The sequence below is a fragment of the Alpinimonas psychrophila genome (assembly GCF_014137865.1).
Classification (GTDB): Bacteria; Actinomycetota; Actinomycetes; order Actinomycetales; family Microbacteriaceae; genus Alpinimonas; species Alpinimonas psychrophila.
In genome coordinates this window covers 115,871-134,003 of sequence record NZ_JACGWU010000006.1, presented here as the reverse complement: position 1 = coordinate 134,003, position 18,133 = coordinate 115,871, and the positions used below count along the sequence as shown (strand labels likewise).

The window sequence follows — 18,133 nt, the reverse complement described above, 5'->3', positions numbered from 1 at the left end:
CCGTGAGGGCTAGGGGCAGTTCGGGGCTGCCGGCCAGCCAGCCGGCGGTATCGCGGGCCAGGCCGCGCAGCCATTCCAACTTGTACGTATAGTGCGGGTGATCGAGCTCGCGACCGTTGGGAATGTAGAGAGAGTAGAAACGCACCCCGTCGACGGTTGCCCCAATCGCGCGGGCTTCGAGCGGGGATACCCCGTCGGCATCCGGTTCGCCAAAGCCGGGCATGGAGGGGAAGTCGCGCTCAACATCCGTCATGGGAAGCCGGGACGCAATAGCCACACCGTTCCACTGGTTCAGGCCGTGCATGACGACCTCATAGCCGACAGCGGTGAACGCATCGAAGGGAAACTGGTGCTCGCGGCACTTGATCTCCTGCATGCAGAGCACGTCGATATCTTCCCGAATCAGGTAGTCGGTGACGCGGTCAACCCGGGCACGAATCGAGTTGACGTTCCAGGTGGCCATGCGCATGAGACTAATTTACCGTGCCTGCCCCAGCACCAAACCGTGGCGAGCGCAGCCCCTGGGCTACTTCCCATTGGATGACTTGGGTGTAGAGGGCGCGGTTCAGTGGCACGTCAATGTCCAGGCGTTCGGCAGCCTCGATAACGGCCCCGTTGAGCACGTCAATCTCGGTGCGGCGCCCGGCGTCAATATCTTGCAGCATGGATGTTCGCCCGTCTGGCGTCTCCGCCAACACCCGAAGAATGTCGGCGACGGCCTGCCGCTCATCGAGCTGGGTGTACCCCAACGCATGAGCCACTGCCATCCCCTCAAGCACAATGTCTTCGACGAGTTGGCGCACCGCGGGGGACTCGGTCATCGCGCGCGATGGCAACCCAGTGGTCGCAGCAATCGCATTGACCCCGTTGACGACGACCTTCTTCCAGACCTCGGCGTCGATGTCGTCAGTAATGGATGCCGCCCAACCAGCCTCTGTCCACAGTGCGGCGACTTTTTTCGCGCCGGCAGTATCCGCGCCGAGAAATGGCCCAAAAAGTGTCGCCGCGGTCGAGTGGTGATAGACGTGACCCGGGGCAAGAACCGTGCCGCCTTGGTACGTGACACCCTTCACGATTTTGCCCGATTCTAGGTTTTCAGGAAAAGCCGCGGCGATGATCTCGCCCGCGCCAACCCCGTTTTGCAGAGTGACAATACTAGTTTCAGGCGCAATCAAAGGTACGAGAGCGCTGACGGCCGCGGGCGTGTCGTAGGCCTTCACGAGCACCAGCACGATGTCGCAGATTCCAACGGATGCCGCATCTATCGTCGCGCTCGCCGCATAGTTTGAGGAGGGGGAACCGTCGCGATCCACCGTGAGACCGTGCTCGTTCAGCGCCGCAATGGTCGCGGCATTCTTGCCAATAAAGACAACCTCGTGCCCGGCGCCAATGAGACCGCCGCCGAAGATACTGGCCATCGCGCCCGTGCCGATGATACCAATGCGCATGGAGCCCCTCAGAGTGTTTCCCCCATTCTCTCTCATCGAACTACTGGGGCGAACTTGTATCCTGCCGCCGCTGTAAAAGACCAAAGAGGTTGCCGCTAATGTCCTTCATAGTGACCACGAGAACCCCATCTCCCACGGATGTGATGTCTCTATGGGCAATGGCGCCAGCGGCTAGAAGTGCGGCGTGCGAGGCATGAATGTCGGTTGTCGTCCAATATGTGACGGGATAGGGGAGTCCCTCGTCTGCCGCATTCGGGTCTAGCCCGAGCTCGCAGCCGTTAACGTTGAAACCGACATAGAACGGCTCATCGAAATACGGAGCGACACCAAGCGTCGCCTGCCAAAATGTCTTGTCAACTTCGAGGTTACTGGTCGGAAATATGACAGATGCAATACCGTTGAACATAGGATTTCCTTCACATCGAGCGAGCACAAAGACAGTCTTTCAGTAGGGGCTTTTGAAAGTCTAGGATGGCGTCGGAAAGCCCCCAGTGATAAAACCGGCACCCCAGTAAACTCAAGGCATGACCGACGCACGCACCCAGCTCATCCGCTACATCACGTCTGACGCTGTTTTCCATGGCGACTTCACACTGACCAGCGGCAAGAAGGCTACCTATTACGTCGATCTGCGCAAGGTCAGCCTGGATCACCGGGTTGCTCCCCTGATTGGTCAGGTCATGCTCGATCTTCTCGCCCAGATTCCCAATGTGGATGCCGTGGGAGGCCTCACCATGGGCGCTGACCCCATCGCTTCGGCGGTGCTTCATCAGGGCGCCGCGCGCGGCCTCAGCTACGACGCCTTTGTTGTGCGCAAGGAACCCAAAGATCACGGTCGCGGCCGCCAGGTCGAGGGCCCCGAGGTCAAGGGAAGGCGCGTTGTCGTGCTCGAAGACACGTCCACCACCGGCGGATCCCCGCTGGCCGCCATCGAAGCTCTCGAAAAGGCCGGCGCCGAAGTTGTCGGCGTCGCCGTTGTCGTCGACCGCGGTACCGACGCCAAGGCGCGCATTGAAGCCGCCGGTTACCCGTACTTCTCGGCCATTGGCCTCGAAGACCTGGGCCTCAACCCGCAATAACGTCCGTGGGTCAGCCGCTACGGAACCAGTAGCACTTTTCCGGTCGTTCGTCGGGCCGCTAAATCCTCGTGGGCTTTCGCGGCATCGGCCAACGGGTACGTCGCTCCAATACGCACCTTCAGTGTGCCCGCCACGATCGCGTCAAAGAGTTCGCCGGAGCGCCAGCGCCGTTCTTCGGCCGTCTGCAGGTAGTTGCCCATAGAGGGCCGGATGACCGACAGCGATCCCGCCGCCGCCAACCGGGAGAGATCAAAGGGGGGAACGGGCCCGGATGCCGCTCCGAACAACGCCAGCAAACCGCGTACCCGCAAGCACGCCAGTGACTGATCGAAGGTGTCCCGTCCGACACCGTCGTAGACAACATCCACGCCGACGCCACCGGTGAGATCGCGCACGGTTTTATCGAATTCTTCGTAGTAGATGACGTGGTCGCTGCCCGCCTGGCGCGAAAGTTCGGCCTTTTCGGGCGTAGACACCGTCGTAATTACGTGGGCACCGCGGGCCTTAGCGAGCTGCGTCAGCAGCAAACCAACACCGCCCGCTCCCGCGTGAATCAGCGCGGTGTGACCCTTGGCCAGCGGGAAAACCGAGGTGGCGAGGTAATGCGCGGTCATCCCCTGCAGCGGGATGGCGGCAGCCGTGGTGTCATCAACGCCATCCGGAACCGGGAGAAGATGTTCGACATCGACCACCACAAACTCGGCGTAAGTCTTGTACGTCTCGGCGAAGGCAACGCGATCACCCACGGCGACATCGCCAGAATTGCCTGAACCAACTCCTTCGCCCAGAGCCACGATCACGCCTGCGCCTTCACCGCCGGGAGTATGCGGAAGCGCCACCGGGTAGATACCTTGACGGCGGTAGATGTCGACGAAGTTCACGCCGATGGCAGAGAGCTTGACGAGCACCTGACCACGTCCGGTGACGGGAATGGCTGAATCCACGTACTTCAAGACTTCAGGCTCCCCGTACTCGGTCATCACGATCGACTTCGACTGCTCGTTCACTCTGGTGCCTCCAATTGTCGGTCCTTACAGTCTGTAACCTAATCAAGTGACTGAGAACCCCCAAAACCTTCCCGCGCCATCACCCACGCACGAGTTGAGCACGTCGGGCGTCGGGCCGTGGATCGGCGCGCTCCCAACGGAGCCCTGGTACGACGCAGAATTGTTGGCCACGGGGGACACCCGCAACGTCATCGACCGGTACCGCTACTGGCGCATGGACGCCATCGTTGCGGACCTCGATACGAAGCGGCATCCGTTTCATGTTGCCATTGAGAACTGGCAGCACGACATGAACATTGGGTCGATCGTACGCAGCGCCAACGCTTTTGCCGCCGACACCGTGCACATTGTGGGCCGCCGCCGCTGGAACAAGCGCGGAGCCATGGTGACCGATCGCTACCAACACGTCGTTCACCACGAAACGGTTGAAGACCTTGTGGCCTGGGCCAAGACCGAGGGTCTGCCCATTCTCGCCATTGATAACGTTCCCGGATGCGTCAAAATCGAAACCTTCGATTTTCCCGCTGCGTGCGTGCTGTTATTCGGGCAGGAGGGCCCCGGCCTATCGCCCGAGGCCATCGCTGCCGCCGAGGCCGTCATCGAGATCAGTCAATTTGGTTCGACCCGATCGATCAACGCCTCCGCTGCCGCTGCCGTCACCATGCACTCGTGGATCATGCAGCACGTGGACTTTTCAGCGTAGTTTCGTCCTAATTTCGTCCTAAAGAAGCGCCAGAATCGCCTCGACCGACATCGCGCGACCAAAGAGGAAGCCCTGCGAATAGTCTGCTCCCGCAGCAATAACCAAGGCCTGCTGCAGTTCCGTTTCGATTCCCTCCGCTGTCACCGACGCTCCAAGGCTTTGGGCGAGGTTTGTTATGGAGGTGACAATCACGGCCGCCACGCGGTCATTGGCCATGTCCGAGATGAACTGCTGATCAATCTTGACGTTGTTCGTGGTGAACGTGCGCAGGTGGGTCAGGGTACTGTAGCCCGTGCCGAAGTCATCGAGCGAGACCCGCATTCCCAATGTCTGCAAGCGCTTCAGGTTCGCTTTGGGCGCCGGTCCGCCGTCGAAGACCGCACTTTCGGTTACTTCCAAAATAACCGACTCAGGGTTCGTCCCTTGGTCGGCCAAAATCACCGCCACGCGATCGGCAAAATCAGGGTCCATGAGCTGTTTGGCCGACACGTTGATGCTGACCGTCATAGGATGCTCGGGCTTGGCACGCGTCCACGCGGACTGGGCGCCACAGGCCGTTTCGAGAACCCAGTTTCCGATTTCGATGATGAGACCACTTTCTTCTGCAAGAGCAATGGCTCGAGTAGCACTGATGTAGCCGAGCGTCGGATGAGTCCAGCGGAAGAGGGCTTCGACCCCCGTCATCAGGCCGTCACTATTGCGAATGATGGGTTGATAGCCCAAAACAATCTGTTCTGAGCCAATGGCGGCGGTGAGGTCTACCGTGAGCAATATTTTGGCGCGCTCGTCGTCATCCATATGTTCGTCAAAGAGTTGGTGGATTCCAGGGCCGAGGCGTTTGGCGCGGTACATCGCCCGATCGGCGTTATCAATCAGGGCCTCGATGTCCGTTTCGCCAGGTTCGGAGATGGCGATACCAATGCTGATGCTCACGACGAGGACGTGGTTGGTTAAGACAAATGGGAGGCTGATGGTTTTCTTTATTCGTGCCGCCAGCCTTTCGACGTCGTCATCGACCTTGACGTTATTGCAGAGAATGATGAACTCGTCGCCGGAGACTCTCGACAAAGTGTCGCCTTGCCGAAGGACTGCGGAGATCCGATCGGCGACGGCCACGAGAAGTTCGTCTCCAACAGCGTGGCCATGGGAATCGTTGACAATCTTCAAATGGTCAACGTCGAGAAAAAGGACGCACGTTCTAAAGTTCTTCTGGTTAGCAAGATCCGAGGCGATCCGCGTTTGACGATTAAGGAAGGCCCGGTTCGGGAGCCCGGTGAGGGCATCATGGGTCGCATTCAACTCATGCAGGCTTGAGGCGAGAGCCACCTGAACTTTGTTGCGGGCATTGAAAAGGTAGGCGGCGGTGACGTCGGCCAGCGTTTGGGCGGTGTCCGTGTCGCTCGGGGCGAGCGCAGTGGCGACCGCTCGGTAGAGGCTGAGGGTGCCGAGACAGTGGTCTCCGTATCTCAAGGGAAAGGCAAAGGCGGCTTTCAGGCCCGCCAATCTCATAGTCCGAACGAGGCTGGGATAGTCCGTGTCTCGCGAGAAATCAGACACGGCAACGGGCGCTTCGAGCAAATAGGCAGTGACAGAGGGGCCTTCGCCCAACTCGATCTGGGCATCCTCCATTTGCTTTACGTGAATGCTGGATGCTGCGAGTAGTCGGGGTGCACTCTGTGCGCCCTGCAGGGTTACCGCGGCGCCGTCAATGGGGAGAATGTCGCAAATTCTGCGCACGAGCTCGTCGACCATCGTTTTGACAGGGATATCGGATGCCATGGTCAGGGCGAAGTCGGTTAACACGGAGGAGAGGTTTCCTTCTTGGGTCATTCCGTGCATTCGTTTCTCAGGATCAGGTTACCTCGCCCCTTTCGAGCGGGCGGTTATCAAGCCCGTGCGGTGTTTTTTCCCAGCTAAAAGGTTTGAGGATGAGTTGTCCGAAGGCTCGCCACGCCGCGTAGGAGTGGAGAAACCAATAGGCCGGATTCACGAGGGCGTAGGAGGCGAGGCGCCATCCTTGGCGCCGCCAGCCGGCATACGCGGCCAGGGCGATGACGCATAGATTGCCCACGACGGCATTCCACACCGCAGCCGTCGCAAAAACGGGCGGGAGGTCGAATTCTGAGAAGCGCACCCCCATGTACGTCAAGATCGTGAATCCCCAGACCAGAGGGTAAGAAAGAAAGAGCAACGGTGTGGAGGCGATCAGGGCAAAGGATGAGAAGGCACCGCGCCAACCCGCGGACTTCAGAAAACGTACCGGGAAACGGGCGTCGACGAGAGCCGTCACCATGTACCCCTTGATCCACCGGGTCCGCTGACGAATCCACGCGGGTACCTCCGAGCACGCTTCCTCCCACGTCGTGGAGTTAATGGTCGTAATTCTGAATTTGGCGACGGCCGCCCGCATGCCGAGGTCGGCATCCTCGGTGACGTTGTAGGGATCCCAGCCACCGAGTTGACGCAAGAGGGGCGTTCGAAAATGGTTGGAGGTACCCCCGAGGGGAATCGGAAGGCTGAGAGCCTCCATGCCGGGGAGCATGCCGTCAAACCAGGTCGAATACTCGAGGGTGAACATGCGGGTCAGCACATTCTGACGAGAATTGAAGTAGTTGAGGGATGCCTGCACGCAGACCAACGGTTTCGTCGTGGGGTCCAGGGCCGTGGCCTCGTCAGCAGCGAGAAAAGCCGCGTAGGCGACGCGCAGTTGGTTGGGGTCTGGGCGATCTTCGGCGTCGAAAATAACGAGAAAATCTCCCTGGGCAAACATGAGGGCGAAGTTGCAGGCCCTCGGTTTCGTCATGGGTGATCCCGCAGGAACAATCAGCAGGTCGACATACTCGGGTGGGCGGGCATCTTTGCACGCCTGAATCGTGGAGACGTCGTCTTCCTCCATGATGAGAAGAACCTGAAGTTTCGCCGTGGGCCAATCGAGTTGTCCGATGTGGTGAATGACCTTTGTCACAACGTTGGCTTCGTGAAATACGGGGACCAATATCGTGTATACCGGCAAGTCGGGTTCGGGTACGAGATTGGGGGTCGGCTCACCGCTCTCTCCATCGTCGAGACCGCCGGTGCGCGCATGAGCGGCGGCGATCGCTTGGGCAACGACGTCAGCGTCGTGCCGGCTGAAGGCGCCAACAATCGATGTGAGCGTGCGAAAGCTCACCGCGATAAGGAAGAGAACATTGGCCACGACCAACAAGGTCACGACCGTTGGGGTGCGTTCGAAAATAAATCCAGCGATGAGTGCGCACGCCAGCGCACCGGTGACGATTTTTTGCCAGAGTCTCAAACCGGATTTGGCAGACCTGTCAGGGGAGTTGTTAGCTAGGGCCTCGGCCGCGTTGAAGAGGAGTCGAGCTCGGCAGTACCTCATCACGGTTTGAGTAATGTCCCAATTCGTGGTCACGTTCATGCTAATGGAATCCGCGTTGAAACGGGTTCGAATTTCTTCCAGAGCAGGCGGAGTCAACGGTATCGACGTGACGATTGTCAGAACGCCACCGTCGCGGTGAAAAGGTATCCACTCTGCCTGAACGAGATCGGTAGGTTCGAAATCGTCAAGAATGCCGGCATCGGGAGAATTTTCCATCAGATTGATGAACGGCACTCCCATTTGAGAGGCAAGCCCCGCATAGAAATCGAGCCGACTGATGGCGCCATCCAGAATCAGGATCTGCCCCACCCGGCCGCCTGTCAGGCGCTGCGATTCCAAGGCGTTCTGCACGTCGAGCTCTGTGACGTGGCCAGCACTCACGAGAATTTGCCCGATGGGCTTATGTGCCTCTTCACGTTGAGTCATCGGCTACCTTCGAGGGAGCTTGTGAGCTCGTAGATTCGAATCGGACCGGATTCATAGACGAGGGCGAACCGAGACAGGAATCCCGGATCATTTTTCACGGCCTTCCACACCAGGTCCGAGGGGTTTTCTGTATTGACGTAAACCCAGGTCACATACTCGGCCGGTGATGACAAGGCTCGATCAAAACTTGAGCCAGTGAAACGCGCGTAGACCTGACTCAGGGGCACGTCGAGTTGCATCAAAACGGGGTTGGCACCCTCGTCGATCAGCACATCCCCGCCTTTGACGTGGGCAGCCAGCCATGCCGTGGCCGCCGAGGAATCCGACCCGCTCTGCGTTGTCGAAATACCTTCACGAATGACATCAATGCGTGCCAAGGGGACCGTATAGGACCAGGCAGTGAAGCCGGCCGTGGTGGCCAGAGCGATGGCTGTCAAGGCCCACCCGGCGGGCATTGAACGGCTGAAGACATAGGCGACAAGGGCGCCAACGAGAAGGGCAATAAGCGGTGTGAGGCCGGCAGCGAATCGAATGTTGAAGAGGCCAGGAGGGAGGGAGTGGCCATTTCGAATCGCGGTCTGCCCAAGGTAGAGGCTGAGAATGGCAAACGGATATATGAAGCCGGGCATCCAAATTATGAGGGATGTTGTTGACAGTCCCCGCGAGATGAAGACGACAATGGCACCGAACCCGGCTAATACCAGCATCGGTATTCCCATGAAACCTACGATGCTCCAGTCGTACGTTTCGAGCGAGAGGGCAAGGTTGCCCTGTGTCGGGAGGAGCCCGGCGACGGCAAGGGTTTGCTGTTGGGCGGCAGCCGAGTAGATACCTTTGGCGAACTCGAGTGGTGACCCAAAAACAATCCAGTTGAATGACAGCCACCAGATGACTGCGGCGGCGGGCACAGCGAGGTAGAAACCCACCAAGACCAGCGTGTGTTTGGCTGACCGCCAGCGCCGCCATGAGGCAATGATGACAAACAGGACGCCCACGAAGACGAAGGCCCAGCCCTCATACCGGGTCAGAATGGCGGCGGCGGAAGGAATGCCGGCAGTAATGGCGAGTTGTCCAGGGGAATACGTTGGCCGAGCAAAAATCCATCCGGAGAGCCCGGCAATGGCGGCAAGGAGGCACGCGATGAGCACCGGTTCGGTCAGGGCCACCGTGTAGAGGTACAAAATTGAGGGGTTGAAAACGAAAACCGCGACGGTGACCCACCGCGCTGCGGAAGGAAAACCCACGCGTGCGGTGATGCGCCAGAGGGCCGCTGCCGAGACTGCAAGACAGCCCGTGCCCAGAATTGCCGCTGCCAGCCCCGTGTGCCACAGCGTGTAGGAGGCGACGAGCGGAAGGAGGAGAAGGTGTGGAAAAGGAAGCCAGACCGTGCCTATTTGCGCGAATCCAGGCTCCTTAGAGTCGAAGATACGTCGGGCAATTGTGAGGTGTGACTGGGCGTCGGAATAGAGCAACAGCCAGTCCTGATGAAACATGAATGCCGAGCTCATCACGCCGACGACGAGGGCAAGGCCGGCAACCACGATGGTTCCACGAATGCGTTGTCCCGCTTGAGGGGGGGAGTCCTCTACAACGTCGCTGTCGACCACAGGGACTGCGACGGGAGCCCCAGCCTCACGAAGCAATGCCGGACTTTATGCGCTGTTTCCGCTTGCGGAGGGCAATCAAGCGAAAAACAATGACAAGAATGAGAACGCCCGCCGCGATGTAGATCCAGATCGGAATAGGGACACCTGATGTGACTTGGTCCTGAGGAACGAGCGACGACGTATTCAGGGCAAGATCTGGCTGCCCCGGTTCGGCCACGAGCAGATCGCCGGTCAGTACGAAGAACCCGAAGGGGGCAGCGTTGGCGGCATTTGCAAGACGCGTCTCAAGGGAACCCGTGGAGGTTGTCGCGTCGGTCGCTCCGAGCATGAGCAGGTCTCGCCCCCGCGTCGTAAAGGCTTCGAGGGCGGCAAATGGCCCCTCGACGGTCACGGAGAAAGCGGTGCCAGAACTATCAACGGATCGCCACGGCGCAAAACGAAGGGGAGAGGCGAGAGCTTCAGAGTCGGCCGGCGTTGCACCGACGACAACCCCGGGATAGCTGGCGTTGATGAAGGTTGAGAAATCTACCAGAGTCACACTGAGTTGCGGCACGGATGCCTGCTGGAGGGCCGAGACCAATTGGGCTGCCTGCTCGAGCATTGCAGGGGTGACAACGCCAGTGCCGAAAGTGACGGGGAGACGGGTGCCCAGTGTCTGAGGAAAGCGCTCGAATCCAGGCGTGAGGCTCTGCCCGGGAAACCCGGTGACGATACTTGCAGCGCCGTTGATGTCGAGCTCAGCGGGAAATGCAGTTGCGTCGCAGAAGTCGCCGGGGGGCAGGGCATCGAGGCGCACTTCGAGTGTGTTGTCGCGCTTGACGAGGGTCGAATCAATCGTGAGATCAACGATCCATTTATCTGAATTGGCGATGATCTGAGAGTTGACGATTTGGTCATTCCACAGAACGGAGACATTCACAATGCCTCCAGTGGGAGTGGGCGTGGTCCCCCCTTCCAAGTGCACGGAATGAGCCCTCATTGGTCCGCCAAATCGCGACTGGCTGAGCGTGGTGGAATAGGTCATGCGGCCTATTCCCGCCAGGACCGGCTGGGCTGCGCCGAGGTCGGCAAGACTGAAGCTGAGTTGCGTTGCGGCATTTCCTGTTTGAATCAGGTCGGTCACGGCGTTGGAACCGGCAAGGCCGAGCCTAGTTGAGCCGAGAGCCGCCGCCGCCAAGGGGAGGTCTTTGGCTGGCCCCGACAGTGTCATTGTTGCGGGAAATTGACTGCTGATATCGGCGTGAACGGTCTTTTCATTGTTTGCCTCAATCATGACGGTCCGAGCTCCGGCCCCGATCTTGGGAACAAACTCGGGTAGCGTCGAGGCACTAATCATGGTGTTGCGATCGAATCGTGACGAAAGGCTACCTACGGCAGCCAACACCGCTTCATTGACGAGCGGGTTTGCCACATCTGCACTCACGACGGTAATTGACGTGACGCTGGGAGCGAAGAACCCTGCCACGGTTGAGGGGGCATCTTCGGAGCCTGTCGTGAGGACGCTTATGTCCGCAAACGTTGCAATCGATGTGGAGTCGGCGCTGCAAGTCTCGCCGACATTCGGGTTGATGTCATTCGTGAGTGTGACGGTGATGCTCGAATTGATCACCATGTCGGGGGTCAAAACGAGGCTGATGGCTCCCCCGGATCGAAGCGAAACGCTTGTCGCGACTGAGCCAACTGCAACCGTGACGGTGCCGCTGCCGGTGGACACGCCTGTGATCTGGCCCGTGAGTAATAAGGGTGTCAACCCTGCCGGAATGGGAAGCGTGGTCTCTCCTCGGCCGGCGTGGCCGACAGCCGTCAGGGTGGAGGTGAAGGTCAACGTCTGCTCTGCGTTGCTGGCGGCAGTTGGCCCGTCCAAGCCCTGGGCTGATGCTCCCGTCAGCAGGCCAAGTGATAATAAGGTCACAATTATGCTTGCGGCGAAAACGCGCGCAACAAATTGGCTCCCCCGATAGGAGTCGCTCCTATACATTTTTTCTACCCCTGTGTATCTTCCTCAAAATAAATCTAACATGTTGGTCTGACGTTGAGAAGTTCGAATCAGGGCAATTTCTCCACTGACCGTCACACTTCGCGCCCGCCCACACGACTGGATAGAATGAGGTACTGGTAGCGCGTTTCACTCGCTTGCCGCACTTTTTCTGTAAGGGGAATGTCATGCCAGCAATCGTCTTGATCGGTGCTCAGTGGGGCGACGAAGGTAAGGGTAAAGCCACTGATCTTTTGGCCTCCCGCATCGACTATGTCGTCAAGTTCAATGGCGGCAACAACGCCGGCCACACCGTTGTTGTCGGCAACGAAAAGTACGCGTTGCACCTGCTGCCCTCGGGCATCCTGACCCCCGGTGTTACCCCCATTATTGCCAACGGTGTTGTTGTCGATATCGAGGTTCTTTTCAGCGAACTGGATGCCCTGACCTCCCGCGGCATCGACGTCTCGCGTCTTCGCGTCAGCGCCAACGCGCATGTCATTACGCAGTACCACCGCACCCTCGATAAGGTCACCGAGCGTTTTCTCGGTAAGCGCCAAATAGGGACTACCGGTCGCGGTATTGGCCCGGCCTACGCTGACAAAATCAACCGTGTGGGCATCCGGATTCAAGATATTTTTGACGAGGGAATTCTTCGCCAGAAAGTAGAGAGCGCCCTCGACATCAAGAACCATCTGCTGGTCAAAATCTATAACCGCCGTGCCATTGACGCGGATGCTGTCGTTGCCGAGCTCCTCTCGTACGCCGATCGGCTGCGGCCGATGGTGGCCGACACCGCGCTCGAGTTGAACCACGCTCTGGATGCCGGCAAGATTGTGCTCTTCGAGGGAGGCCAGGCCACCATGCTCGACATTGACCACGGGACGTACCCCTTCGTCACGTCATCCTCGGCCACCAGTGGCGGCGCGGCCACGGGTTCGGGTATTGGCCCCAACCGGATCAAGCGCGTGATCGCCGTCATCAAGGCGTATACGACGCGCGTTGGCTCCGGCCCGTTCCCTACCGAACTTTTCGATGAGTCGGGAGAGTTCTTGCGCGCGGCAGGATTTGAGTTTGGAACGACCACCGGTCGTCCCCGCCGCTGCGGCTGGTACGACGCGCCCATCGCGCGCTACACCTCGCGCATCAACGGTGTCACCGACTTCGTTCTCACCAAGCTGGATGTTCTGACCGGCCTTGCCGAGATTCCAGTGTGTGTGGCCTACGAGGTTGACGGCGTTCGCGTGGAGGAGATGCCTGTGTCTCAGACGGACTTCCACCACGCCAAGCCCATCTACGAGATGTTCCCCGGCTGGAGTGAAGACATTACGGGCGTGCGCACCTTCGCCGACCTGCCTGCGACGGCGCAGAGCTATGTTCGCGCGCTTGAAGGCATGAGCGGCGCTCGCATTTCGGCGATCGGCGTGGGCCCCGGCCGCGATGCCATCGTCGTGTTGCACGACCTCGTTTAAATGATTCCACAAGGCTCGTCGATAAAAGTTACCCTGCAATTTATCGGCATGGCCTTCGCGTGGGGGGCGAGTTTTCTCTTCATGAAGGTTGCCCTCGACGGCATGACGTGGGGGCAAGTCGCGTGGGCGCGCATCCTTATCGGGGCGCTGACGATGGGGATCATCGTGCTCTTTATGCGCGAACGCCTGCCGCGCGATCTCAAACTCTGGGGCCACTTGACTGTTGCCGGCCTGACCGGTGTCGCTGTTCCGTTCCTGCTCTGGGCATGGGCTGAACAGCACATCTCCTCGGCATTGGCCAGTATCTTCAACGGCATCACGCCGATCACCACGGCGCTCATGGTGACGTTTGCCTTCCACGTTGAGAAGCTCACCCGCAACCAGATTTATGGAATCCTGATCGGTCTCGTCGGAGTCTTTGTCATCATTTCTCCCTGGAATGGCGACCTTCTGGGCGCTAGCCTCTGGGGGCAACTCGCAGCCATCTTGGCCACTGTTTGTTACGGATTCACCAGCGGATATCTGCGAAAGTTCGTCACCCCGCGCGGGATCTCGGCCCCCATGGTTGCCTTCGGACAGGTCGGCACGGCTGCCGTTTTGATGCTCGTGTTGAGTCCCGTTTTGGTGCCCGGGCCGCTCGCGTTAAACGGTTGGATCGTGCTCAGCATGCTCGCCCTCGGCATCTTCGGAACCGGCATTGCGTTCCTGTGGAACATCAACGTGATGCGCGCGTGGGGCCCGACGCGGAATTCCACGGTCACGTACCTGACTCCCATTATCGGGGTGGCGCTCGGTGTGCTGATCTTGGGCGAGACCCTGTCGTGGAACGAGCCCGTTGGGGCGGCCATTGCCATCATCGGAATTCTCGTGATGCGTCAGCGGTCGCTTTTGCGCCGCCCGCGTTAGATGCAGCTCCGCGGTTGAGCAGCCCACTGCTGCGACCTGCTCGTTCGCCCTCCTGTGTCGAGCCGACCTCTGCGGTAATCTTGCACCATGGTTGCAGAGAACTCCTCCCCGAGCATTGACCCCGCTGTGATGGCCGAGCTTGTGAGCATCCGTCAAAGTATCGACAACATTGATGCCGCGCTGATTCACATGCTGGCCGAGCGGTTCAAGTTCACTCAACAGGTGGGCCGCCTCAAGGCGACGCACGATCTGCCGGCTTCCGACCCTGCGCGCGAGGCCCGCCAGGTCGCCCGCCTTCGGGCTCTCGCCGAAGACGCTAACCTCGACCCCGCCTTCGCCGAGAAGTGGTTCAACTTCGTGGTTTCCGAGGTCATTCACCACCATGAGCGTCTGGCCGCCGACGCGGAGTAACACCTCCAGCAGGGACCTGTCGTCGTTGCCTCTGTTGCCTCTGGGGTGAGCCGTTGGCCTTGTCTGCCATCTGGCAGGGCAAACCGTCGGCCTCCTCTCCTGCAGTGCTGGGCATCCCAGTAAATCTCCACAGTTGTGATGGAGGGACCACGGCATCCGCGTTATGTCCCGCAGGCTCGACCCATGTCATCACGGAGAGATTCCGCCGTCCCATTGCCCGTCTCGCTTCGCGGCCAACCTTATGTTGCTCGAGCAGGTCTTGAGTTGGGGATCACACCTGCTCGCCTGCGTGCGGCCGATCTTGAACACATCTTCCACGGCGTGATTGTCCCTCGGGGATGGGGAAAGGACGTTACTTCACTGGCGCAGGCCTACGCGACAAAGATGTCTTTAAGCCATTGCTTCAGTCATTCGACCGCGGCCGTACTGTTGGGACTGCGGCTCCCGCTGGGATTACGGGAACGGTGTGAACTTCACGTCACAACAAAGCCGTCCCAACGGGCACCTCGTGGGCGTTACATCCGTGGACACACTGGGACCCCCGACACCTTTATGCTCGGCAATCTTCGAGTTACGACACCGCTTGCAACCTTGCGCCAGCTCGGATCCATGATGAGTCTGGATGACCTGGTAATCGTTGCTGATGGACTTCTCTCGCGCAAGGCGCCTCGAGTGACAGTGACAGAATTGATCGCAGCGGTTGACGGTTGGCACGGCCAGCGTGGCTTCCGACAGCTTCAGGCCGCCCTGGTTTTCGTGAGGGAGCGCACAGATTCCGCACGGGAAACAATGCTGCGCCTCCTCATTGTGAGGGCAGGGATGCCCGAACCCATGATTAATGTCCCCATACGGAGTCGCGCGGGTCGCGTAGTTGCTCATGCTGATTTGGCCTATCCCGAGTACAACCTCGTCCTCGAGTACGACGGCGATCAACATCGCACTAACCGTGCCCAGTACTACATCGACATCGACAGGCTTGAGCGGATTACGAGGGAAGGGTGGAGGGTGATCCGCATCAATCTAAAACACATGGCGAGCCCGACGGTCTTGGCAGCTCTCATCCGCGAGGCATTGGCGGATGCCGCGCACCGGGGACGATGAACCGACCGGTCACGTTTCGTGGCTTCAGTAACGACATCGTGCGTCGAGTAGTCACGTTTCGCGGCTTGAGGAGGGTTGCAGCCCACGAAAGGTGACGACTCAGTGAAGGTTCGGTGTCGGCACCCCGCGAAACTTGACTACTCGGTGAAGGCCGGCTGACGAAGGGTCGCACGGACAGGTTAAATCACTCGAAGGGCATCAAAAAGGAAGTACCAAAGGGCATAGAAGGCCCGCCGCCAGGCGGACACTCTTAAACAGAGCGGCTGAACTGTTGGGCAGGCGAGGTACTCGAGTCGCAGGCCGTGCTGACTACCCGAAGTACTTGGGCAGGGTCTCGTTGCTACGCTCGCGAATCTCCGAGACCGGGATGATGAACTGGCCCTGAACGTCGAGCACAGCGTCGTCACCGCGCTGGTCGGTGACGCCGATGCGTAGAACAGGGTAATTGCGCGCGTTGCAGAGACCCACGAAGCGCACGTCGTCTTCGCGGTCAACGGAGACGAGCACGCGGGCGGTCGACTCCGAGAAGAGTGCTGCCGTCGCATCCACGCCATCTCGTTCGATGATGTCGTTGAGCCACACGCGTGCCCCGACGCCGAACCGCATGACACTCTCGGCGAGGGCCTGAGCGAGTCCTCCGTCGGACAAGTCGTGGGCCGAGAGCACCAGGCTTTCGATAGCGGCACCTTGCAGCAAACCCGCGAGATCCATCTCGGTCGAGAGGTCGAGGATGGGAGGGAGGCCGCCCAGGTGGTCGTGAATGGTGCCGGCCCAGGCCGACCCATCCAGTTCATCACGGGTATAGCCCAGCAGGTAAATGTTGTTACCCTCGTCTTGCCAGGCGCTCGGGATGCGGCGCGCGACGTCGTCGATGATGCCCAGAACGCCGACCACGGGGGTGGGGAAGATGGGCTGATCGCCGGTCTGATTGTAGAAGGAGACGTTGCCGCCGGTGACGGGAATCTCGAGTTCGAGGCATCCGTCGGCCAGGCCTTCAACGGCCTGCTTGAACTGCCACATGACCTCGGGGTTCTCGGGCGAACCAAAGTTCAAGCAGTCGGTAACGGCTACCGGAACGGCGCCGGAGACCGCAACGTTGCGGTAAGCCTCGGCCAGAGCAAGCCGGGCGCCGGCATACGGGTCGAGCTGGCAGTAGCGACCGTTGGCATCCGTCGCGATGGCAAAGCCCAGCCCCGATTCCTCGTCGACACGAATCATGCCGGCGTCATCCGGGAAGCTCAGTGCAGTGTTCCCCATGACGAAATAGTCATACTGGTCGGTGATAAAACTCTTGTCGGCCAAGTTGGGGCTGGCAACGAGGCGGATGACCTGCTCGCGCAGCTCCGCCCCAGACGTAGCCCGCGGCAGAGTCGAGGCAGAATCCTTCTGAAGTGCATCGAGCCATAGGGGGTAGGCCACGGGACGCTCGTAAACGGGGCCATCCACGGCAACAGTACTCGGGTCAACGTTGACGATCTCTTCACCGAAGTGGTGAATGATGAGGCGGCCGGTGTCAGTCACCTCACCGAGCACGCTGGTCTCCACATCCCACTTGGCAACAACCGCGAGGAACGCGTCGAGCTTGCTGGGCTCCACGACCGCCATCATGCGCTCCTGGCTCTCGGACATCAAAATCTCTTCAGCTGTCAACGTCGGGTCGCGCAGCAGAACTTCTTCGAGATGAACAATCATTCCGCCATCACCGTTCGCGGCGAGCTCGCTGGTCGCACACGAAATTCCGGCGGCACCGAGGTCTTGAATTCCCTCAACGAGACCCAAACGGTAGAGCTCGAGGCAGCACTCAATGAGAACCTTCTCAGCAAAGGGGTCGCCTACCTGCACCGCGGGGCGCTTGGTCGGGCCGGCCGCATCGAACGAGTCTGATGCCAAAATGGATGCTCCACCAATGCCGTCGCCACCGGTGCGCGCTCCGAACAGAACAATTTTGTTGCCCACGCCCGACGCGTTGGCGAGGTGCAAGTCTTCGTGGCGAAGCACCCCGACCGAGAGGGCGTTGACCAACGGGTTGCCCTGATACACGGAGTCAAAATACGTCTCGCCACCGATGTTGGGGAGCCCCAGGCAGTTGCCGTAGAAACTGATTCCGCTCACGACACCGTTGACAACGCGCGCCGTGTCGGGGTGATCGATGGCGCCAAAACGCAGCTGATCCATGATCGCTACGGGGCGGGCGCCCATCGAAATAATGTCGCGCACGATTCCCCCCACACCGGTGGCCGCACCCTGAAATGGTTCGATGTAGCTGGGGTGGTTGTGGCTCTCCACCTTGAATGTCACGGCCCAGCCCTCGCCAACATCCACGACACCGGCGTTCTCGCCCATGCCCACCATGAGCTTCTCTTTCATCTTCTCAGAGACCTTCTGGCCAAACTGTCGAAGGTACATTTTGCTGGACTTGTACGAGCAGTGCTCGCTCCACATCACCGAGTACATGGCGAGCTCACCGCTGGTTGGGCGACGGCCGAGAATCTCGCGAATCTGCGCGTACTCATCGGGCTTCAGGCCCAGTGCCGCATAGGGCTGTTCCTTGTCGGGAGTAGCAATGGCGTTCTCAACGGTGTCGGCGACGTGGGTGCTCACGCGTGACGTCCCTTCTCT

General features: G+C 59.7%; 15 protein-coding genes. 6 read left to right on the top strand and 9 right to left on the bottom strand.

Annotated elements, in window-relative coordinates:
- The 3 genes from FB555_RS09005 to FB555_RS08995 form a co-directional block, all read right to left on the bottom strand.
- A partial coding sequence (locus FB555_RS09005; RefSeq protein WP_182485144.1) for an exodeoxyribonuclease III occupies positions 1 to 469 on the bottom strand: 469 nt, incomplete at its 3' end.
- Between the two features lie 4 nt (positions 470 to 473).
- Positions 474 to 1,448 (bottom strand): ketopantoate reductase family protein, encoded by a 975-nt coding sequence (locus FB555_RS09000; RefSeq protein WP_182485143.1) that lies wholly within the window; start codon positions 1,446 to 1,448, stop codon positions 474 to 476.
- A gap of 40 nt (positions 1,449 to 1,488) precedes the next feature.
- Entirely contained in the window at positions 1,489 to 1,854 is a 366-nt protein-coding gene (locus tag FB555_RS08995) for a VOC family protein (protein WP_182485142.1), read from the bottom strand.
- A 118-nt stretch (positions 1,855 to 1,972) separates the two neighbouring features.
- Here FB555_RS08995 and pyrE point away from each other — a divergent pair, with 118 nt between their 5' ends.
- On the top strand, positions 1,973 to 2,527 hold the full coding sequence (gene pyrE / locus FB555_RS08990; RefSeq protein ID WP_182485141.1) for an orotate phosphoribosyltransferase: 555 nt from the start codon (positions 1,973 to 1,975) through the stop codon (positions 2,525 to 2,527).
- A gap of 17 nt (positions 2,528 to 2,544) precedes the next feature.
- Here the strand turns inward: pyrE and FB555_RS08985 are convergent, their stop codons facing one another.
- On the bottom strand, positions 2,545 to 3,507 hold the full coding sequence (locus tag FB555_RS08985; protein WP_182485157.1) for a quinone oxidoreductase family protein: 963 nt from the start codon (positions 3,505 to 3,507) through the stop codon (positions 2,545 to 2,547).
- 73 nt (positions 3,508 to 3,580) lie between these two features.
- Here FB555_RS08985 and FB555_RS08980 point away from each other — a divergent pair, with 73 nt between their 5' ends.
- A complete protein-coding gene (locus tag FB555_RS08980; protein WP_182485140.1) occupies positions 3,581 to 4,237 on the top strand; it encodes a TrmH family RNA methyltransferase in 657 nt (218 codons plus the stop codon).
- A gap of 18 nt (positions 4,238 to 4,255) precedes the next feature.
- Here the strand turns inward: FB555_RS08980 and FB555_RS08975 are convergent, their stop codons facing one another.
- From FB555_RS08975 to FB555_RS08960, 4 genes are read right to left on the bottom strand one after another with little or no spacing between them, the layout of a single operon-like run.
- On the bottom strand, positions 4,256 to 6,067 hold the full coding sequence (locus tag FB555_RS08975; RefSeq protein ID WP_182485139.1) for a putative bifunctional diguanylate cyclase/phosphodiesterase: 1,812 nt from the start codon (positions 6,065 to 6,067) through the stop codon (positions 4,256 to 4,258).
- Positions 6,068 to 6,089: 22 nt separating this feature from the next.
- A complete protein-coding gene (locus tag FB555_RS08970; RefSeq protein ID WP_182485138.1) occupies positions 6,090 to 8,042 on the bottom strand; it encodes a glycosyltransferase in 1,953 nt (650 codons plus the stop codon).
- Complete coding sequence (locus FB555_RS08965) at positions 8,039 to 9,685, bottom strand: ArnT family glycosyltransferase (RefSeq protein WP_182485137.1); 1,647 nt, start codon at positions 9,683 to 9,685, stop codon at positions 8,039 to 8,041. The genes FB555_RS08970 and FB555_RS08965 overlap by 4 nt, the downstream gene beginning before the upstream one ends.
- The gene (locus tag FB555_RS08960; protein WP_182485136.1) at positions 9,675 to 11,561 is read right to left on the bottom strand and encodes a hypothetical protein; all 1,887 of its coding nucleotides are present in this window, start codon (positions 11,559 to 11,561) and stop codon (positions 9,675 to 9,677) included. Before FB555_RS08960 ends, FB555_RS08965 begins: the two co-directional genes overlap by 11 nt.
- A gap of 251 nt (positions 11,562 to 11,812) precedes the next feature.
- Here FB555_RS08960 and FB555_RS08955 point away from each other — a divergent pair, with 251 nt between their 5' ends.
- The 4 genes from FB555_RS08955 (at position 11,813) to FB555_RS08940 (ending at position 15,514) form a co-directional block, all read left to right on the top strand.
- Complete coding sequence (locus FB555_RS08955; protein WP_182485135.1) at positions 11,813 to 13,096, top strand: adenylosuccinate synthase; 1,284 nt, start codon at positions 11,813 to 11,815, stop codon at positions 13,094 to 13,096.
- Positions 13,097 to 14,002 (top strand): DMT family transporter, encoded by a 906-nt coding sequence (locus tag FB555_RS08950; RefSeq protein WP_246323688.1) that lies wholly within the window; start codon positions 13,097 to 13,099, stop codon positions 14,000 to 14,002.
- An 87-nt stretch (positions 14,003 to 14,089) separates the two neighbouring features.
- On the top strand, positions 14,090 to 14,413 hold the full coding sequence (locus FB555_RS08945) for a chorismate mutase (RefSeq protein WP_182485134.1): 324 nt from the start codon (positions 14,090 to 14,092) through the stop codon (positions 14,411 to 14,413).
- Between the two features lie 183 nt (positions 14,414 to 14,596).
- Positions 14,597 to 15,514, top strand: coding sequence for a PDDEXK family nuclease (locus FB555_RS08940; protein ID WP_182485133.1), 918 nt, complete (start codon positions 14,597 to 14,599; stop codon positions 15,512 to 15,514).
- 309 nt (positions 15,515 to 15,823) lie between these two features.
- Here FB555_RS08940 and purL read toward each other — a convergent pair whose 3' ends face one another.
- Positions 15,824 to 18,115: a phosphoribosylformylglycinamidine synthase subunit PurL gene (purL, locus tag FB555_RS08935; protein ID WP_182485132.1), complete on the bottom strand. Its 2,292-nt coding sequence runs from the start codon at positions 18,113 to 18,115 to the stop codon at positions 15,824 to 15,826.
- Positions 18,116 to 18,133: the final 18 nt, after the last annotated feature.

Bases quoted from the DNA above. Each gene is read 5' to 3' on its own strand.
- FB555_RS09000 (WP_182485143.1), bottom strand. From the start codon at position 1,448: ATGCGCATTGGTATCATCGGCACGGGCGCGATGGCCAGTATCTTCGGC.
- FB555_RS08995 (WP_182485142.1), bottom strand. From the start codon at position 1,854: ATGTTCAACGGTATTGCATCTGTCATATTTCCGACCAGTAACCTCGAA.
- pyrE (WP_182485141.1), top strand. From the start codon at position 1,973: ATGACCGACGCACGCACCCAGCTCATCCGCTACATCACGTCTGACGCT.
- FB555_RS08985 (WP_182485157.1), bottom strand. From the start codon at position 3,507: ATGACCGAGTACGGGGAGCCTGAAGTCTTGAAGTACGTGGATTCAGCC.
- FB555_RS08975 (WP_182485139.1), bottom strand. From the start codon at position 6,067: ATGACCCAAGAAGGAAACCTCTCCTCCGTGTTAACCGACTTCGCCCTG.
- FB555_RS08970 (WP_182485138.1), bottom strand. From the start codon at position 8,042: ATGACTCAACGTGAAGAGGCACATAAGCCCATCGGGCAAATTCTCGTG.
- FB555_RS08955 (WP_182485135.1), top strand. From the start codon at position 11,813: ATGCCAGCAATCGTCTTGATCGGTGCTCAGTGGGGCGACGAAGGTAAG.
- FB555_RS08950 (WP_246323688.1), top strand. From the start codon at position 13,097: ATGATTCCACAAGGCTCGTCGATAAAAGTTACCCTGCAATTTATCGGC.
- FB555_RS08945 (WP_182485134.1), top strand. From the start codon at position 14,090: ATGGTTGCAGAGAACTCCTCCCCGAGCATTGACCCCGCTGTGATGGCC.
- FB555_RS08940 (WP_182485133.1), top strand. From the start codon at position 14,597: ATGTCATCACGGAGAGATTCCGCCGTCCCATTGCCCGTCTCGCTTCGC.